This window comes from Burkholderia sp. HI2500 (genome assembly GCF_002223055.1).
Taxonomy (GTDB): domain Bacteria; phylum Pseudomonadota; class Gammaproteobacteria; order Burkholderiales; family Burkholderiaceae; genus Burkholderia.
Genome location: NZ_NKFL01000005.1, coordinates 419,696 through 434,738, shown reverse-complemented (window position 1 = coordinate 434,738; position 15,043 = coordinate 419,696). Strand labels below are relative to the sequence as shown.

General features: G+C 68.0%; 14 protein-coding genes. 9 read left to right on the top strand and 5 right to left on the bottom strand.

Annotated features, from left to right (window positions below; genetic code table 11):
- Positions 1 to 13 precede the first annotated feature (13 nt).
- Entirely contained in the window at positions 14 to 1,066 is a 1,053-nt protein-coding gene (locus CFB45_RS14875; protein ID WP_089426238.1) for an RNA-guided endonuclease InsQ/TnpB family protein, read from the bottom strand.
- A gap of 89 nt (positions 1,067 to 1,155) precedes the next feature.
- On the opposite strand from CFB45_RS14875, the gene CFB45_RS14870 reads away from it, so the two are divergent.
- Positions 1,156 to 1,479 carry an AzlD domain-containing protein gene (locus tag CFB45_RS14870; protein WP_089426237.1) on the top strand — a complete coding sequence of 108 codons (324 nt, stop codon included), beginning with the start codon at positions 1,156 to 1,158 and terminating at the stop codon, positions 1,477 to 1,479.
- Between the two features lie 279 nt (positions 1,480 to 1,758).
- Positions 1,759 to 2,955, top strand: coding sequence for a phosphoglycerate kinase (locus CFB45_RS14865; RefSeq protein WP_069257480.1), 1,197 nt, complete (start codon positions 1,759 to 1,761; stop codon positions 2,953 to 2,955).
- A gap of 157 nt (positions 2,956 to 3,112) precedes the next feature.
- On the opposite strand, the gene CFB45_RS39460 is transcribed toward CFB45_RS14865, so the two are convergent.
- The gene (locus CFB45_RS39460) at positions 3,113 to 3,241 is read right to left on the bottom strand and encodes a hypothetical protein (protein WP_256093618.1); all 129 of its coding nucleotides are present in this window, start codon (positions 3,239 to 3,241) and stop codon (positions 3,113 to 3,115) included.
- Here CFB45_RS39460 and pyk point away from each other — a divergent pair.
- The 6 genes from pyk (at position 3,240) to CFB45_RS14835 (ending at position 10,035) form a co-directional block, all read left to right on the top strand.
- A complete protein-coding gene (pyk, locus tag CFB45_RS14860; protein ID WP_039360687.1) occupies positions 3,240 to 4,676 on the top strand; it encodes a pyruvate kinase in 1,437 nt (478 codons plus the stop codon). The two genes, CFB45_RS39460 and pyk, sit on opposite strands and share 2 nt — an antisense overlap.
- Positions 4,677 to 4,992: 316 nt before the next feature.
- A complete protein-coding gene (fba, locus tag CFB45_RS14855) occupies positions 4,993 to 6,057 on the top strand; it encodes a class II fructose-bisphosphate aldolase (protein WP_034189083.1) in 1,065 nt (354 codons plus the stop codon).
- A 224-nt stretch (positions 6,058 to 6,281) separates the two neighbouring features.
- The gene (locus CFB45_RS14850) at positions 6,282 to 7,172 is read left to right on the top strand and encodes a phosphoribosylaminoimidazolesuccinocarboxamide synthase (RefSeq protein WP_089426236.1); all 891 of its coding nucleotides are present in this window, start codon (positions 6,282 to 6,284) and stop codon (positions 7,170 to 7,172) included.
- 16 nt (positions 7,173 to 7,188) lie between these two features.
- Positions 7,189 to 7,710, top strand: coding sequence for a 5-(carboxyamino)imidazole ribonucleotide mutase (gene purE / locus CFB45_RS14845; RefSeq protein WP_039360624.1), 522 nt, complete (start codon positions 7,189 to 7,191; stop codon positions 7,708 to 7,710).
- 88 nt (positions 7,711 to 7,798) lie between these two features.
- Positions 7,799 to 8,995, top strand: coding sequence for a 5-(carboxyamino)imidazole ribonucleotide synthase (locus CFB45_RS14840; protein WP_089426235.1), 1,197 nt, complete (start codon positions 7,799 to 7,801; stop codon positions 8,993 to 8,995).
- 11 nt (positions 8,996 to 9,006) lie between these two features.
- On the top strand, positions 9,007 to 10,035 hold the full coding sequence (locus CFB45_RS14835; protein WP_089426234.1) for an L-threonylcarbamoyladenylate synthase: 1,029 nt from the start codon (positions 9,007 to 9,009) through the stop codon (positions 10,033 to 10,035).
- Positions 10,036 to 10,118: 83 nt separating this feature from the next.
- Here the strand turns inward: CFB45_RS14835 and CFB45_RS14830 are convergent, their stop codons facing one another.
- The 3 genes from CFB45_RS14830 to dacB form a co-directional block, all read right to left on the bottom strand.
- Positions 10,119 to 11,249, bottom strand: a complete 1,131-nt coding sequence (locus CFB45_RS14830) for an SGNH/GDSL hydrolase family protein (protein ID WP_089426233.1) — start codon at positions 11,247 to 11,249, stop codon at positions 10,119 to 10,121.
- A 95-nt stretch (positions 11,250 to 11,344) separates the two neighbouring features.
- Positions 11,345 to 12,259: a sterol desaturase family protein gene (locus tag CFB45_RS14825; RefSeq protein WP_089426232.1), complete on the bottom strand. Its 915-nt coding sequence runs from the start codon at positions 12,257 to 12,259 to the stop codon at positions 11,345 to 11,347.
- Between the two features lie 400 nt (positions 12,260 to 12,659).
- Complete coding sequence (gene dacB / locus CFB45_RS14820) at positions 12,660 to 14,192, bottom strand: D-alanyl-D-alanine carboxypeptidase/D-alanyl-D-alanine endopeptidase (protein ID WP_089426231.1); 1,533 nt, start codon at positions 14,190 to 14,192, stop codon at positions 12,660 to 12,662.
- Positions 14,193 to 14,378: 186 nt separating this feature from the next.
- Here dacB and CFB45_RS14815 point away from each other — a divergent pair, with 186 nt between their 5' ends.
- On the top strand, positions 14,379 to 15,041 hold the full coding sequence (locus CFB45_RS14815; RefSeq protein WP_021164091.1) for a response regulator: 663 nt from the start codon (positions 14,379 to 14,381) through the stop codon (positions 15,039 to 15,041).
- The last annotated feature ends 2 nt before the right edge of the window (positions 15,042 to 15,043 follow it).

The following is a 15,043-nucleotide window of genomic DNA, read 5'->3' as shown; positions in this document are numbered from 1 at the left end:
CGTCCTCCGCCGCCTAAAGGGGGCGGATTCCCACAGCTGGCGATGCACGTCCGCATCGGAGAATGTTCAAAGCAGCGTTGGTATCTCGATCATGCACGACACCACAGCCATCGCAGGCCCACTCTCTTACTCGCAGTTCCGCGATACCTTTCGGCCGCGTCGTGCTGTCTTTCGACCCGCACGCCGAACAGGACTGGGTGGAACCGCTTTCGTCGATTTCCTCGAACGTGGCCCCGTGCGCGATCGCCTTGTAACGGAGCTTGTTTCGGAAGGACGACCAGGATGCGTCGTAGACGCTCTTCGCCATCCGGGTTGTGGCGAGTTTCGCGGGCGACACGCTGCCGACCACGATGTAATCGAAGCGCCGCACCAAATCGAGCGCCAACTTGTGCTGGAAATCAGCACGCGCATTCGCCACCTTGGCGTGCAATTTCGCGATATGTCGCTTGTGCTTTCGCGCTCGCTGGGCCTTTGCCAGCTTATCGGCCGCTCGCTGGCCGAACCGGTCGTTCGGCAGCTTCTCGCCCGTCGAAAGTGTGGCGAAGTCTTTCAGGCCGAGATCGATGCCGACGCCGGAACGGATCGGGCGGGCCTGAACATCTGGCATCTCGATCACGATGTTCAAGAACCAATTGCCGCGCGCATCCTGCGCAAAGTTGGTTCCGTCCTTGATCTTGCCTTCGGGAAGCGCCCGGCTGTTGAACACGCGAAAGGTGCTGCCGGCAAAGCGAAATGCGTCGCCTTCGCGCTTCAGGTCACGCCCCTTCGACGGCACCCAGCCAAGAGATTTCTTGCCGCGATAGCGCAAGTAAGGCCGACGGCGCTGATTGCGCGACTTCGCGTATTGCTCGCACGTTGCGTTGACCGTGCCGGAGTGGATGCCGAGTATCTTGCTGCAGCCCGTCGTCAGTACGTTCAGATCGAAACCCGTCGGCCACCTCTTGTTCCACTTCAGGGCATGTTTCTGCGTGTCGTTGCAGAAGTTCCAGACATAGTTCACCGCACGGCTCTGCTTGTTGAGCAGTCCGTTGAGCGACTTCACCCGGTAGCGATAGACAAGAATCATGCCGGTGATCCTAGTCGATGGAAGAAGCTGCCTGTCAAGGGTATGTCTTTCTTGCCCGCCATCGATGGCAACATTTCAAGGAGTAGTTGATGAGCGCGACGGAAATCTGGATCGTCATCATCGGGATGACGATCGTCACGGCCGTGACGCGCGCGTTGTTCCTGATCGGCGGCGAACGCACCGTGCTGCCCGAGCGCGCGCAGCGCGCGATGCGCTACGCGCCGGCGGCGGCACTGGTCGCCGTCGTGCTGCCCGACGTGCTCGAAACGCCGGCCGGGTTGTCGTTCGCGTTGTCCAACCATCCGTTCTACGCGGCGCTCGCCGGCCTCGGCTGGTTTTTGTGGCGGCGCAGCATGCTCGGCACGATCGTCGTCGGGATGCTCGTATTCACCGTGCTGCGCCTGATCTTCTGATGGGCCGCCGTTCCGGCCCGCCGGGCGCCGGACGCTCGCGCGGGTGCATTGCTGCGTTGCGGCAATGGGTCCGTTCCCGCGCGCGATCCCAAATAGGCGGAATTCGCCGCCCGCGGGTCAGTCTGCCGGGTGGATCGGCTAGAATGCCCGTTCGAGATTTTTTACCCGTGCGCGTCATGCGAACCGCCAGCCACGGCCGCATCCGGCGCCCTTTCGCGGCAGCCCGCGCACGTCCAGCGTGAACCCCCTTTCCCCATCCACTACTTCAATTTGTTCAACATGAGCCAAGTCAAGCGTCTTACCGACCTGATCGCCGCCGGCCAGCTCGCCGGCAAGCGGGTATTCATCCGTGCCGACCTGAACGTCCCGCAGGACGACCAGGGCAACATCACCGAAGACACGCGCGTGCGCGCGTCCGTGCCGGCCATCCAGGCCGCGCTCGACGCCGGCGCGGCCGTGATGGTCACGTCGCACCTCGGCCGCCCGACCGAGGGCGAATTCAAGCCGGAAGATTCGCTCGCGCCGGTCGCGAAGCGCCTCGCCGAGCTGCTCGGCCGTGACGTGCCGCTCGTGTCGAACTGGGTCGAGAACGGCGTGAACGTCGCGCCGGGCCAGGTCGTGCTGCTCGAGAACTGCCGCGTGAACAAGGGCGAGAAGAAGAATTCTGACGAGCTCGCGCAGAAGATGGCGAAGCTCTGCGACGTGTACGTGAACGACGCGTTCGGCACCGCGCACCGCGCGGAAGCGACCACCCACGGGATCGCGAAGTACGCGCCGGTCGCGTGCGCGGGCCCGCTGCTGGCCGCCGAACTCGACGCGCTCGGCAAGGCGCTGGGCAACCCGGCCCGCCCGCTGGTGGCGATCGTCGCCGGCTCGAAGGTGTCGACCAAGCTCACGATCCTGAAGTCGCTGGCCGGCAAGGTCGACCAGCTGATCGTCGGCGGCGGCATCGCGAACACGTTCATGCTCGCGGCCGGCCTGTCGATCGGCAAGTCGCTCGCGGAAGCCGACCTCGTCAACGAGGCGAAGGCGATCATCGACGAAGCGCGCGAGCGCGGCGCGTCGGTGCCGATCCCGACCGACGTCGTGACGGCCAAGGAATTCTCGCCGACGGCCGCGGCCACGGTGAAGCAGGTCGCCGACATCGAAGCGGACGACATGATCCTCGACATCGGCCCGGATACCGCCAAGGCGCTCGCGAGCCAGCTCGAGAAGGCCGGCACGATCGTGTGGAACGGCCCGGTCGGCGTGTTCGAGTTCGACCAGTTCGGCAACGGCACCAAGACGCTCGCGGAAGCGATCGCCAAATCGTCCGCGTTCTCGATCGCGGGCGGCGGCGACACGCTCGCGGCCATCGCGAAGTACGGCATCCATGACCAGGTCAGCTACATCTCGACGGGCGGCGGCGCCTTCCTCGAGTTCCTCGAGGGGAAGAAGCTGCCGGCGGTGGAAGTGCTGGAAACGCGGGCGGCCTGAGCGTGGCGGCGCGCGCAGGGGTGACGAAGGCCGCGCGCTCCGCGAAAGCGGAGCAGCCGGCCGGCGCGGGCAAGCGCAAACGCGCGCCCGCGCGGGCGAACACCGCCCCGCGCGCACCGGCGGCCGCCGGCGACGCGGCCGAGCAGCACCACGAGATTCAGAACAAAGCGATGCCGGGCGCAAGCACCGGCACGCCCCCCGGAGCGGCGGCCGCTGGGCCTGCCGCTTCCGGCTCTCGCAGCGTTTCACCCAGCGCATCCACCTTGATCCAGATGAGGAGTTTCATGCAGCGCGCCACCAAGATAGTCGCCACGATCGGCCCGGCCTCCAGTTCGCCGGAGATTCTGCTGCAGATGATGCAGGCGGGCCTCGACGTCGTGCGGCTCAATTTTTCGCACGGCACGGCCGACGATCACCGCCAGCGCGCCGAGATGGTGCGCGAGGCCGCCCGCAAGGTCGGCCGCGAGATCGCGATCATGGCCGACCTCCAGGGCCCGAAGATCCGCGTCGGCAAGTTCGAGAACGGCAAGACGACGCTCGAGCCGGGCCAGGCCTTCATCCTCGACGCGGGCTGCGAGCTGGGCAACGACGAGCGCGTCGGGCTCGACTACAAGGAGCTGCCGCGTGACCTGCGCACGGGCGACCTGCTGCTGCTGAACGACGGCCTGATCGTGCTGACCGTCGAGCGCGTGCTCGGCGACGAGATCCACACGATCGTCAAGGTGGGCGGCGAGCTGTCGAACAACAAGGGCATCAACCGCCAGGGTGGCGGGCTGTCGGCGCCCGCGCTGACCGCGAAGGACATGGAAGACATCCGCACCGCGATGTCGCTCGGCGCGGACCTGGTGGCGGTGTCGTTCCCGAAGAACGCGACCGACATGGAAATGGCGCGCCAGCTCGCGAACATCGCGGGCGCGCCGTACGGCATCAAGCCGAAGATGATCGCGAAGATCGAGCGCGCGGAAGCGATTCCGGCGCTGCAAAGCATTCTCGACGCGTCCGACGGCATCATGGTCGCGCGCGGCGACCTCGCGGTGGAAGTGGGCAACGCGGCCGTGCCGGCGCTGCAGAAGCGCATGATCCGGATGGCGCGCGAGTCGAACAAGCTCGTGATCACCGCGACGCAGATGATGGAATCGATGATCCACGCGCCGGTGCCGACCCGCGCGGAAGTGTCGGACGTCGCGAACGCGGTGCTCGACGGCACCGACGCGGTGATGCTGTCCGCCGAGACGGCCGCCGGCAAGTATCCGGTCGTCACGATCGAGACGATGGCGGCCGTGTGCGTCGAGGCGGAAAAGTCGGAAGAAGTCGAGCTGGACAAGGATTTCCTCGACCGCACGTTCACGCGGATCGACCAGTCGATCGCGATGGGCGCGCTGTTCACCGCGTACCACCTGGGGGCGAAGGCGATCATCGCGCTGACCGAATCGGGCGCGACCGCGCTGTGGATGTCGCGTCACTACACGCACGTGCCGATCTTCGCGCTGACGCCGCGCGTCGGCAGCGAGCGCACGATGGCGCTGTACCGCAACGTGACGCCGCTGCACGTCGACTTCAACAGCGACCGCGACTCGGCGCTGCAGGCGGCGCTCGAGATCGTCGTCAAGCAGGGCTACGTGCAGCACGGCGACATGGTCGTGCTGACCGTCGGCGAGCCGATGGGGCAGGCGGGCGGCACCAACACGCTGAAGATCGTGCGGGTTGGCGAGCACTATTGAGCGCCCGCTGAATCTCGGGTCGGCCTGCAGGCCGGCCGCCCGGATCGGCTGAAAAATCGATCCGGCACCGTTTTTCGCGCGAAAGCCGCGTGGGGTCGAAGCCCCGCGCGGCTTTTTTTCTCATTTTTGCCCGCATTGTGCCGTGCGAACGTAACAAATTGCGAGTCGGCGCCACCGGGCGGTCGGAATCGGAGGCGCTTCGCGATAAAATGCGGCTATTCGACGCTCAGCCGCGCCGCGCCACCCCGGGTTCGACCGGGAGCGAGCGCCGCGCCGGCGTCAGGGCGCACCGGTTTTCATTCCATGGAGTTCCACAATGCCTCTCGTATCAATGCGTCAATTGCTGGACCACGCGGCAGAGCACGGTTACGGCCTGCCGGCCTTCAACGTGAACAACCTGGAACAGGTCCAGGCGATCATGGCGGCGGCGGACCAGGTCGGCGCGCCCGTGATCATGCAGGCATCGGCCGGCGCGCGTAAGTACGCGGGCGAGCCGTTCCTGCGCCACCTGATCGAAGCAGCGGTCGAGTCGTACCCGCACATCCCGGTCGTGATGCACCAGGATCACGGCCAGTCGCCGGCAGTCTGCATGGCCGCGATCCGCAGCGGCTTCACCAGCGTGATGATGGACGGTTCGCTGGAAGCCGACGGCAAGACGGTCGCATCGTACGAGTACAACGTCGACGTGTCGCGCAAGGTCGTCGAGATGGCGCACTCGATCGGCGTGACGGTCGAAGCCGAACTCGGCGTGCTCGGCTCGCTCGAGACGATGAAGGGCGACAAGGAAGACGGCCACGGCGCGGAAGGCACGATGACCCGCGAGCAGCTGCTGACCGATCCGGAGCAGGCCGCCGACTTCGTGAAGCTCACGCAGTGCGATGCGCTCGCAATCGCGATCGGCACGTCGCACGGCGCGTACAAGTTCTCGAAGAAGCCGACGGGCGACATCCTGTCGATCCAGCGCATCAAGGAAATCCACGCGCGCATCCCGAACACCCACCTGGTGATGCACGGTTCGTCGTCGGTGCCGCAGGAACTGCTGGCCGAGATCCGCGAATTCGGCGGCGACATGAAGGAAACCTACGGCGTGCCGGTCGAGGAAATCCAGGAAGGCATCAAGCACGGCGTGCGCAAGATCAACATCGACACCGACCTGCGTCTGGCGATCACCGGTGCGATCCGCCGCTACCTGTTCGAGAACCCGGGCAAGTTCGATCCGCGCGACTACCTGAAGCCCGCGCGCGAAGCGGCGAAGCAGGTCTGCGTCGATCGCTACCTCGCGTTCGGCTGCGAAGGCCAGGCCGGCAAGATCAAGCCGGTGGCGCTCGACAAGATCGCCGAGCAGTACAAGTCCGGCGCGCTCGCACAGGTCGTGCGCTGAGACTGTAGTACGATTGCCGCGCCCGATGTGGGCAACGGCAAGGCTGTCCGGCCGGATCTGATCCGGCCCCGCAGCCGCTCCGTCCGGCCGAACGAGGGCCGGCCGGCAACCGCCCGGGCGCCGTCGCCCGGCCGGTTCGCCGACGTATTGCAAGACCGCCGTTCCCGCCTGCCGCGGGGAACGGCGTTTCCCTTTTTGTTTGGCTCCTTATCTGCGAAAAGACGATGTCTACCCTCTACGAATCCACGCTCCGCTCGCTGCCGCTCCTCGGCCGCGGCAAGGTCCGCGATAACTACGCGGTCGGCAACGACAAGCTCCTGATCGTCACGACCGATCGCCTGTCGGCATTCGACGTGGTGATGGGCGAGCCGATTCCGAACAAGGGCCGCGTGCTGAACCAGATGGCGAACTTCTGGTTCGACAAGCTCGCGCACATCGTGCCGAACCACCTGACGGGCGACGCGCCGGAAACGGTTGTCGCCGCCGACGAGGTCGAGCAGGTGAAGGGCCGCGGCGTGGTCGTCAAGCGCCTCGAGCCGATCATGATCGAAGCGGTCGTGCGTGGCTACCTGGCCGGCAGCGGCTGGAAGGAATACCAGGCGTCGGGCGCCGTGTGCGGCGTGCAGCTGCCGGAAGGCCTGCAGAACGCGCAGAAGCTGCCCGAGCCGATCTTCACGCCGGCCGCGAAGGCCGAGATGGGCGAGCACGACGAGAACATCACGTTCGAGGAAACCGAGCGCCGCATCGGCACCGAGCTGGCCGCGACGATCCGCGACATCTCGATCAAGCTGTACAAGGAAGCGGCCGACTACGCGGCCACGCGCGGCATCATCATCGCCGACACGAAGTTCGAATTCGGCCTCGACAACCACGGCCAGCTGTACCTGATGGACGAAGTGCTGACCGCCGATTCGTCGCGCTTCTGGCCGGCCGACCAGTACGAAGTCGGCACGAACCCGCCGTCGTTCGACAAGCAGTTCGTGCGCGACTGGCTCGAGGCGCAGCCGTGGGGCAAGACGGCGCCGGCGCCGGCACTGCCGGCCGACGTCGTCGAGAAGACGGCCGCGAAGTACCAGGAAGCGCTCGAGCGCATCACGGGCCAGTCGCTGGCCTGATCGGGGAACGGAACACATGAGCGAAGTTCAGACTGCCCACACGCACAGCGCGCCGCTCGTCGGCGTGCTGATGGGTTCGAGTTCCGACTGGGACGTGATGAAGCATGCGGTCGCCATCCTGCAGGAATTCGGCGTGCCGTACGAAGCGAAGGTCGTGTCCGCGCACCGGATGCCCGACGAGATGTTCGACTATGCGGAGAAGGCGCGCGAGCGCGGGCTGCGCGCGATCATCGCGGGCGCCGGCGGCGCCGCGCACCTGCCCGGCATGCTGGCCGCGAAGACCACGGTGCCGGTGCTCGGCGTGCCGGTCGCGAGCAAGTACCTGAAGGGTGTCGATTCGCTGCACTCGATCGTGCAGATGCCGAAGGGCGTGCCCGTCGCGACGTTCGCGATCGGCGAGGCCGGCGCTGCAAATGCCGCGCTGTTCGCGGTGTCGATCCTGTCCGGCAATTCGGTCGACTATGCGAACCGCCTCGCCGCGTTCCGCGTGCGCCAGAACGAAGCCGCGCACGCGATGGTGCTGCCGCCGCTGGAATGACGGCGCACCGGCGGCCGCCCGGCCATTCGAGCGGCTGCCTGACCTCCCCACTTGCGGCGGGCAGCGCCCGCCGCGACCGACCACTGACATGACCGCAACTCCTGATTCCGTTTCCCCGATCCTGCCCGGCGCGTGGCTTGGCATGGTCGGCGGTGGCCAGCTCGGCCGCATGTTCTGCTTTGCCGCCCAGTCGATGGGCTATCGCGTCGCCGTGCTCGATCCCGATCCGACGAGCCCCGCCGGCGCGGTCGCCGACCGCCACCTGCGCGCGGCCTACGACGACGAAGCCGCGCTCGCCGAACTGGCCGACCTGTGCGACGCGGTATCGACGGAGTTCGAGAACGTGCCGGCTGCAAGCCTCGATTTCCTCGCGCGCACGACGTTCGTTGCACCGGCCGGCCGCTGTGTCGCGGTCGCGCAGGACCGGATCGCGGAGAAGCGCTTCATCGAAGCGTCGGGCGTGCCCGTCGCGCCGCACGTCGTGATCGAATCGTCGGCGGCGCTCGCCGCGCTCGACGATGCCGCGCTCGACGCGGTGCTGCCGGGCATCCTGAAGACGGCGCGCCTTGGGTACGACGGCAAGGGCCAGGTGCGCGTGAGCACCGCGCAGGAAGTGCGCGACGCGCATGCGGCGCTGAACGGCGTGCCGTGCGTGCTCGAAAAGCGCCTGCCGCTGAAATACGAAGTGTCGGCGCTGATCGCGCGCGGCGCGGACGGCCGCTCGGCCGCGTTCCCGCTCGCGCAGAATGCGCACCACAACGGCATCCTCGCGCTGACGGTCGTGCCCGCGCCGGCCGCCGATGCCGCGCGTGTCGAAGCGGCGCAGCAGGCCGCCGTGCGGATCGCCGATACGCTCGGCTACGTCGGCGTGCTGTGCGTCGAATTCTTCGTGCTGGAAGACGGTTCGTTCGTCGCGAACGAGATGGCGCCGCGCCCGCACAATTCCGGCCACTACACGGTCGATGCGTGCGCAACGAGCCAGTTCGAGCAGCAGGTGCGTGCCATGACGCGCATGCCGCTCGGCAACCCGCGCCAGCATTCGCCGGCCGCGATGCTGAACATCCTCGGCGACGTGTGGTTCCCGAACGGTGCGGCGGCCGATGCCGTCACGCCGCCGTGGGACACGGTCGCGGCGATGCCGACCGCGCACCTGCACCTGTACGGCAAGGAAGACGCGCGCGTCGGCCGCAAGATGGGCCACGTGAACTTCACGGCCGAAACGCGCGACGAAGCCGTTGCCGCGGCCACCGCGTGCGCGCAGCTGCTGCGCGTGCCGCTCGACTGAGACGCCAGCCGATGTCCATCGATCTCCCGAACGCCGTGACGGCTGCTCAGATCGACGCGGCCGCCGCGTTGCTCGACGCGGGCCAGCTCGTCGCGTTTCCGACCGAAACCGTCTACGGGCTCGGCGGCGATGCGGCGAATCCCGAGGCCGTCGCGCGCATCTACGCGGCGAAGGGGCGGCCCGCGAATCATCCGGTGATCGTGCACCTGCCGCCGGGCGGCGATCCCGGCTACTGGGCCGACGATCTGCCGGCCGACGCGCAGGCGTTGATCGATGCGTTCTGGCCGGGCCCGCTGACGCTGATCCTGAAGCGCCACGCGCGCATCCCGGACGCCGTGAGCGGCGGCCAGGATTCGGTCGGGCTGCGCTGCCCGTCGCATCCGGTCGCACAGGCGCTGCTGGCCGCGTTCAGCGCGCGGCGCGGCGGGCATGGCGGCGTGGCTGCGCCGTCCGCGAACCGGTTCGGCCATGTGAGCCCGACCACCGCGCAGCACGTACGCGACGAATTCGGCGACACCGTGCACGTGCTCGACGGCGGCGCATCGGAAGTCGGTATCGAATCCACGATTCTGGACCTGTCGCGCGGCTTCCCGGCGCTGCTGCGCCCGGGCCACGTGACGCCGCAGCAGATCGCCGCCGTGCTCGGCCGCGCACCGCAACTGCCGGACGGCAGCGACGCGACCGCGCCGCGCGCGTCGGGCACGCTGAAGGCGCACTACGCGCCGCGCACGCCGCTCGCGCTGCTGCCGTTCGACGCGCTCGAGCCGCTGCTCGCGGCCGCGCAGACCGACGGCGAGCGTGTCGCGCTCGTCGCACGCGCATCGCGCGCGGGACGCTGGGCGCAGGCTGACGGCGTGCATTTCGTCGCGGCGCCGGAAGATCCGCAGGCGTATGCGCGCGACCTGTACGGGATGCTGCGTGCGCTCGACCGCGCGCAGGTGGCGCGGATTCTCGTCGAGAAGCTGCCCGAGACCGTCGAATGGATCGCGGTCAACGATCGTCTCGGCCGCGCGGCCGCCGCGTTCGAGGCGCGCGACTGATACCCGTCGCGGTTCACGAATGAAAAAACGCCCGACCGGCGCGAACCGGTCGGGCGTTTTCGTTTGGGCGCGTGGCCGGCGGCTTACTTGCCGACGCCCGAGGCCGCGATCTTCGACTGCGCGAACTGCGCGAACAGCGCATGCAGGCGCGTCGTCGGGTGGACCGTGTCGGCGAACATGTAGGTTTGGTCCGCGTTCGCGACCGTGTAGGTCTGCGGCGAGCAGAACAGCGACGAGCCGAATGCGGTTGCGTTCGCGACGCCGTACTGCGTGGCGGCCTGGACCATCGCCTTCAGGTTACAGGCGGTGTCGGTGTTCGACACGGCGAAGCCGTTCGCCTTGTAGTTCGCGAGGATGCCGTCCTGCCACGTGAACGTGTCGAGCAGCACGTACTTGGTCGTGTCGACCTTGAGTGCCTGCAGCGTCGCGGCGAGCGTGCCGTTGAACAGCATCGACAGTTGCGTGAGGGTCGTCTGCGAGCCGCCCTGGAGCGCGAGCGGCGTGCCGCCGATATCCGGCACGTTCGACACGAACACGTGCGTCGCGCCGGCGGCGACGATCTGCTGCACGATGCCCGCGAGCTGTTGCGCGGCGGCGCCGATGTTCTGCTGCAGCTGCGTCGGCGTGATCGCGCCGGCCTGCAGCGCCGCGACCTGGTAGAAGATGTCGTTCGCGCCGCCGTTCAGCAGCACGATCTGGCCGGCGTTGAAGCTGCCGTGCTGCGACACGTATTGCTTGACCTGGTCGGCGATCGGCGTCGTGGTCGCTTGTGCGTAATCGGAATTCGGCACGCTGGCGTCCGCGTGGCCGATGCCCGGCTGCTGCGTCACGCGCGAGCCGCCCTGTGCGTAGCCGAGGCCGCCGGTGGCCTGCAGCGGAATGCCGAAACCGCCCTGGTTCGCGGGCTGCAGCGTGTCGCCGTAGTACTGCGCGACGTTCTGCGTCCACACCTGGCCCGGGTTGGTCGTGAAGCGGCCGCCGCCGAAGCCGAGCTTGATCTGCGAGTAGGTGCCCGCGTCGGACAGGCTGTCGCCGAACGACACGACCTGCATTTTCACGCCCGACGGCGGCGTGTTCGATGCGCTGTTGTTGTTGTCGTCACCGCCGCCGCCGCACGCGGCGAGCAGCGCGAGCGCGGCGCCGGCGATCGCGAGCTGCGCGGTGCGCAGCATGCGCTGACGGGTGCGGGCGGGTGCGTGTTGTTGTGTCTGCATCGTTCGATCTCCTCGTAGATATGGCCTGATGTGTTTCTCATCTGCCGCGTGCCAGCTCGGTTCCGGGCTGCGCGGCGGCCGTTGGCTGAAACGGTTTATTGGTCTCGCGCGGCCGCAAGCGGCATGGTGCGCGGATCGGGGTTCGCGGCCTCGGCAATCTGCGCATGATAAGCGCTCGCCCATTCGGGCGGGCCGAAAATCGCGCGCAGCTTGTTGCGCCAGCCGCCGACGCGCAACGCGTCGCCGGCCATCGACACCCACTCGTGGAACGTCGCGACGAGCGGGTTGTTCGAGCCTAGCCGCTCGACGATCCCGTACTGCGGCGGATCGTCGGGCGTTTCCTCGACATAGCTGCCGAACAGGCGATCCCAGATCACCAGGACGCCTGCGTAATTGCGGTCGATGTAGCGCGGGTTGCGCGCATGGTGCGCGCGGTGGATCGACGGCGTGTTCAGCACGTATTCGAGCCAGCCGAGCTTGCCGATCGCCTGCGTATGCACGAAGAACTGGAACGCGAGGTTGATCAGCACGATGCCGACGACCTGTTGCGGCGGAAAACCGGCGAATGCGAGCGGCAGCCAGAACACCCACATTCCCGCGACCGGGTACATCAGGCTCTGGCGGAACGCGGTCGAGAAATTCATCCGCTCGGACGAGTGGTGCACGACGTGCGCGGCCCACAGCCAGCGCACGCGATGGCTCGTGCGATGAAAGACGTAGTAGAGGAAATCCTGCGCGACGAACAGCACCGCGAACGACAGCCAGCCGTCATGCCACGTGAACAGGCGATAGTGCTCGTAGCAGTACGCATAGACGGGGATCACGAACAGCCACGCGATCTTGTCGGTGCCCTGGTGCATCAGCGCGAGCGCCGCGTTGCACAGCGTGTCGCGCCACGCATAGACAGCGTCGTGCGCACGGGTGCGGGCGAGGTGCCAGGCCTCCCACGCGATGCAGAGCAGGAAGACGGGCGCCAGCGCGAGCAGAAGCAATTCGACGTCGAATCGCATGGGCGTGTCTCCTTCTTTCCCCTGCAAGCCTTGAGGCCGGGCGTGTGGCCCGTTGTAGATATCGGTCAGGCCAACAGCCTACGCAATCGCCAGGCGCTAGGCGAGGGGGCAGCGTAGAGGGTTCCCTCTGAGGACAGGGTTTGTACGGAAGCCGCGCGGCACGGGGGCGGGCGGTATGGCCCTGTTTTGCGGGCGTGGGTGGCGCGCGATATGTCGTGCGCGGGTGGCGGCCGGTGTTTCAAACCGGAGAGGGCGGGATTGGGTGTGCGCAGGCGCCGGCAGGCGGCCCCGGCGGCGCGTCAGGGCGACCCGCTGCGCGGTGCCGCCCCGATGCCGAGGCGGGCCGACGCGCGCCGGCAGCAGGCTATGGGCGCGCCGTATGTCGCGGCGCGCGGCAACGTCAGTGCGCGCCGGCGTAGATCCACTCGAGCAGCGAGTCGTGCGCGGCGCGCGCGGCTTCCGCGTGATCGTTGTTGATGAAGCTCACGACGATGTAGCTCTGGCCGTCCGCACCGGCGACGTAGCCGGCGATCGCGCGCACGTCGCGCAGCGTGCCGGTCTTGATGTGCGCGTTGCCGAGCACGCCGGCGTTGGTGAGGCGGTTCTTCATCGTGCCGTCGATGCCGGCGATCGGCAGCGAATCGACGAACGCCTGCGCGACCGGGCTCGCGTTCGCGGCCTGCAGCAGCGCGGCGAGCGACAGCGCGCTCACATGTTCTTCGCGCGACAGGCCCGAGCCGTTCTCGAGCACGAGGTCGGGCATTGCGATGCCGTTCTTCTGCAGGAACGCCTGGATCACGCGGCTCGACTGCTCGGGCGTCGCGGGCGGCTTGCCGCTGACCGCGCCGATCGTCAGGAACAGGTTGCGCGCCATCACGTTGTTGCTGAACTTGTTGATGTCGTAGACGATGCTGCCGAGCACCGGGCTGTGATGCACGGCGAGGGGCCGCGCGGCGCTCGGCACCTTGCCCTCGCTCACGGGCCCGGCGATCGTGCCGCCGTCCTGCTGCCACAGCGCGAGGAAGCCGCGCGCGAAGAACGTCGTGTGATCGAGGATCGCGAGGTTGGTCGTGTGCGCACCGCAGCGCAGCGGGTAGTCGCCCGCGAACGAGGCGGTCATGATCCCGCCGCCGGCCGTCAGCGTCGGGCGCGCGGCCGCGGCGGCCGCGCTGCACGAGCCTGAGCCTTCGACCAGCTGGTTGTCGATCGACAGGTCCGCGAGCGGCGGCAGCACGTCGACGGCCACCTTGCCGTCGTCGCCCGGCGTGACCGTGAACGACACGGCCTTGAATGCGTACAGCAGTGGATCGGGGCCGACGTTGTACGGCGCGCTCGCATCGTCGTCGAACGAAGGGAGGTCGCGCGTCGAGGTCGCGAAGTAGCTCTTGTCGAGCACGAGGCCGCCGGCCACGCGCTTGACGCCGGCCTTGCGGAGCTTGTCGACGAGATCGATCAGCTCTTCGGGCACGAGCTTCGGATCGCCGGTGCCCTTGATGTACAGGTTGCCCTGCAGCGTGCCGTCCGGGTCGATCGTGCCGTCCGTGTAGGCGGTCGTGCGCCAGCGGTAGTCGGGACCGAGGATCGACAGCCCCGAGAAGGTCGTCACGAGCTTCATCGTCGAGGCGGGCATCATCGGCCGGCTCGCATTCCACGCGATCAGCGGCTCCGGATCGCCGACGCGCTCGACGACGACGCTCATCGCCGACGCCGGCACCTTCGCGCGCTGCAGCGCGACGAGCACGGACGCCGGCAGGCCGGCCGCGCGCGCGGCCGGCGACACGACGGTCGTCTTGCGTGCTTCCTTGTGGGATTTCTTGCGGGCCTGCGCGGGCGGCGCGAAGGCGAGGGCCGTGCAGGTGGCGACGATGGCGGCCGCCTTCAGGCAGACGCGGGCGCGGGGGGCGAACCGGGTGGAAAGATCGGAAATCGGCATGAGCGAATACGGGGGAAGCACGACGTTCGGGCAGGGCGCGCGCGGCGCCAAAGCGCACATTGTAGAGACAAGTCCGGACAGCCCCCTTGCAATCCGCCTTTCTGTTGCATTGCACGGTGCCGCGCGCCCGGTTCGCGGCGCTACAATGGTCGGCGTGTTTGACTCGCCCCATGGATGCCTGTCCCGATGCGGATTCTGCTTGTCGAAGATGATCGAATGATTGCCGAAGGCGTGCGCAAGGCGCTGCGCTCGGACGGCTTTGCGGTCGACTGGGTGCAGGACGGCGACGCCGCGCTGACGGCGCTCGGCGGCGAGACGTACGACCTGCTGCTGCTTGATCTCGGCCTGCCGAAGCGCGACGGCATCGACGTGCTGCGCACGCTGCGCGCACGCGGGCTGGCGCTGCCGGTGCTGATCGTCACCGCGCGCGATGCGGTGGCCGATCGCGTGAAGGGGCTCGACGCGGGCGCCGACGACTACCTCGTCAAGCCGTTCGACCTCGATGAGCTGGGCGCGCGGATGCGCGCGCTGATCCGCCGCCAGGCCGGGCGCAGCGAATCGCTGATCCGCCACGGCGCGCTGACGCTCGATCCCGCTTCGCACCAGGTGACGCTCGACGGCGCGCCCGTCGCGCTGTCCGCGCGCGAGTTCGCGCTGCTCGAGGCGCTGCTCGCGCGGCCGGGCGCGGTGCTGTCGAAGAGCCAGCTCGAGGAGAAGATGTACGGCTGGGGCGAGGAGATCGGCAGCAACACGGTCGAGGTCTACATCCACGCGCTGCGCAAGAAGCTCGGCTCGGACCTGATCCGCAACGTGCGCGGGCTCGGCTACATGGTCGTCAAGGAAAGCTGACG

Bases quoted from the DNA above. Each gene is read 5' to 3' on its own strand.
- CFB45_RS14875 (WP_089426238.1), bottom strand. From the start codon at position 1,066: ATGATTCTTGTCTATCGCTACCGGGTGAAGTCGCTCAACGGACTGCTC.
- CFB45_RS14870 (WP_089426237.1), top strand. From the start codon at position 1,156: ATGAGCGCGACGGAAATCTGGATCGTCATCATCGGGATGACGATCGTC.
- CFB45_RS14865 (WP_069257480.1), top strand. From the start codon at position 1,759: ATGAGCCAAGTCAAGCGTCTTACCGACCTGATCGCCGCCGGCCAGCTC.
- pyk (WP_039360687.1), top strand. From the start codon at position 3,240: ATGCAGCGCGCCACCAAGATAGTCGCCACGATCGGCCCGGCCTCCAGT.
- CFB45_RS39460 (WP_256093618.1), bottom strand. From the start codon at position 3,241: ATGAAACTCCTCATCTGGATCAAGGTGGATGCGCTGGGTGAAACGCTG.
- fba (WP_034189083.1), top strand. From the start codon at position 4,993: ATGCCTCTCGTATCAATGCGTCAATTGCTGGACCACGCGGCAGAGCAC.
- CFB45_RS14850 (WP_089426236.1), top strand. From the start codon at position 6,282: ATGTCTACCCTCTACGAATCCACGCTCCGCTCGCTGCCGCTCCTCGGC.
- purE (WP_039360624.1), top strand. From the start codon at position 7,189: ATGAGCGAAGTTCAGACTGCCCACACGCACAGCGCGCCGCTCGTCGGC.
- CFB45_RS14840 (WP_089426235.1), top strand. From the start codon at position 7,799: ATGACCGCAACTCCTGATTCCGTTTCCCCGATCCTGCCCGGCGCGTGG.
- CFB45_RS14835 (WP_089426234.1), top strand. From the start codon at position 9,007: ATGTCCATCGATCTCCCGAACGCCGTGACGGCTGCTCAGATCGACGCG.
- CFB45_RS14830 (WP_089426233.1), bottom strand. From the start codon at position 11,249: ATGCAGACACAACAACACGCACCCGCCCGCACCCGTCAGCGCATGCTG.
- CFB45_RS14825 (WP_089426232.1), bottom strand. From the start codon at position 12,259: ATGCGATTCGACGTCGAATTGCTTCTGCTCGCGCTGGCGCCCGTCTTC.
- dacB (WP_089426231.1), bottom strand. From the start codon at position 14,192: ATGCCGATTTCCGATCTTTCCACCCGGTTCGCCCCCCGCGCCCGCGTC.
- CFB45_RS14815 (WP_021164091.1), top strand. From the start codon at position 14,379: ATGCGGATTCTGCTTGTCGAAGATGATCGAATGATTGCCGAAGGCGTG.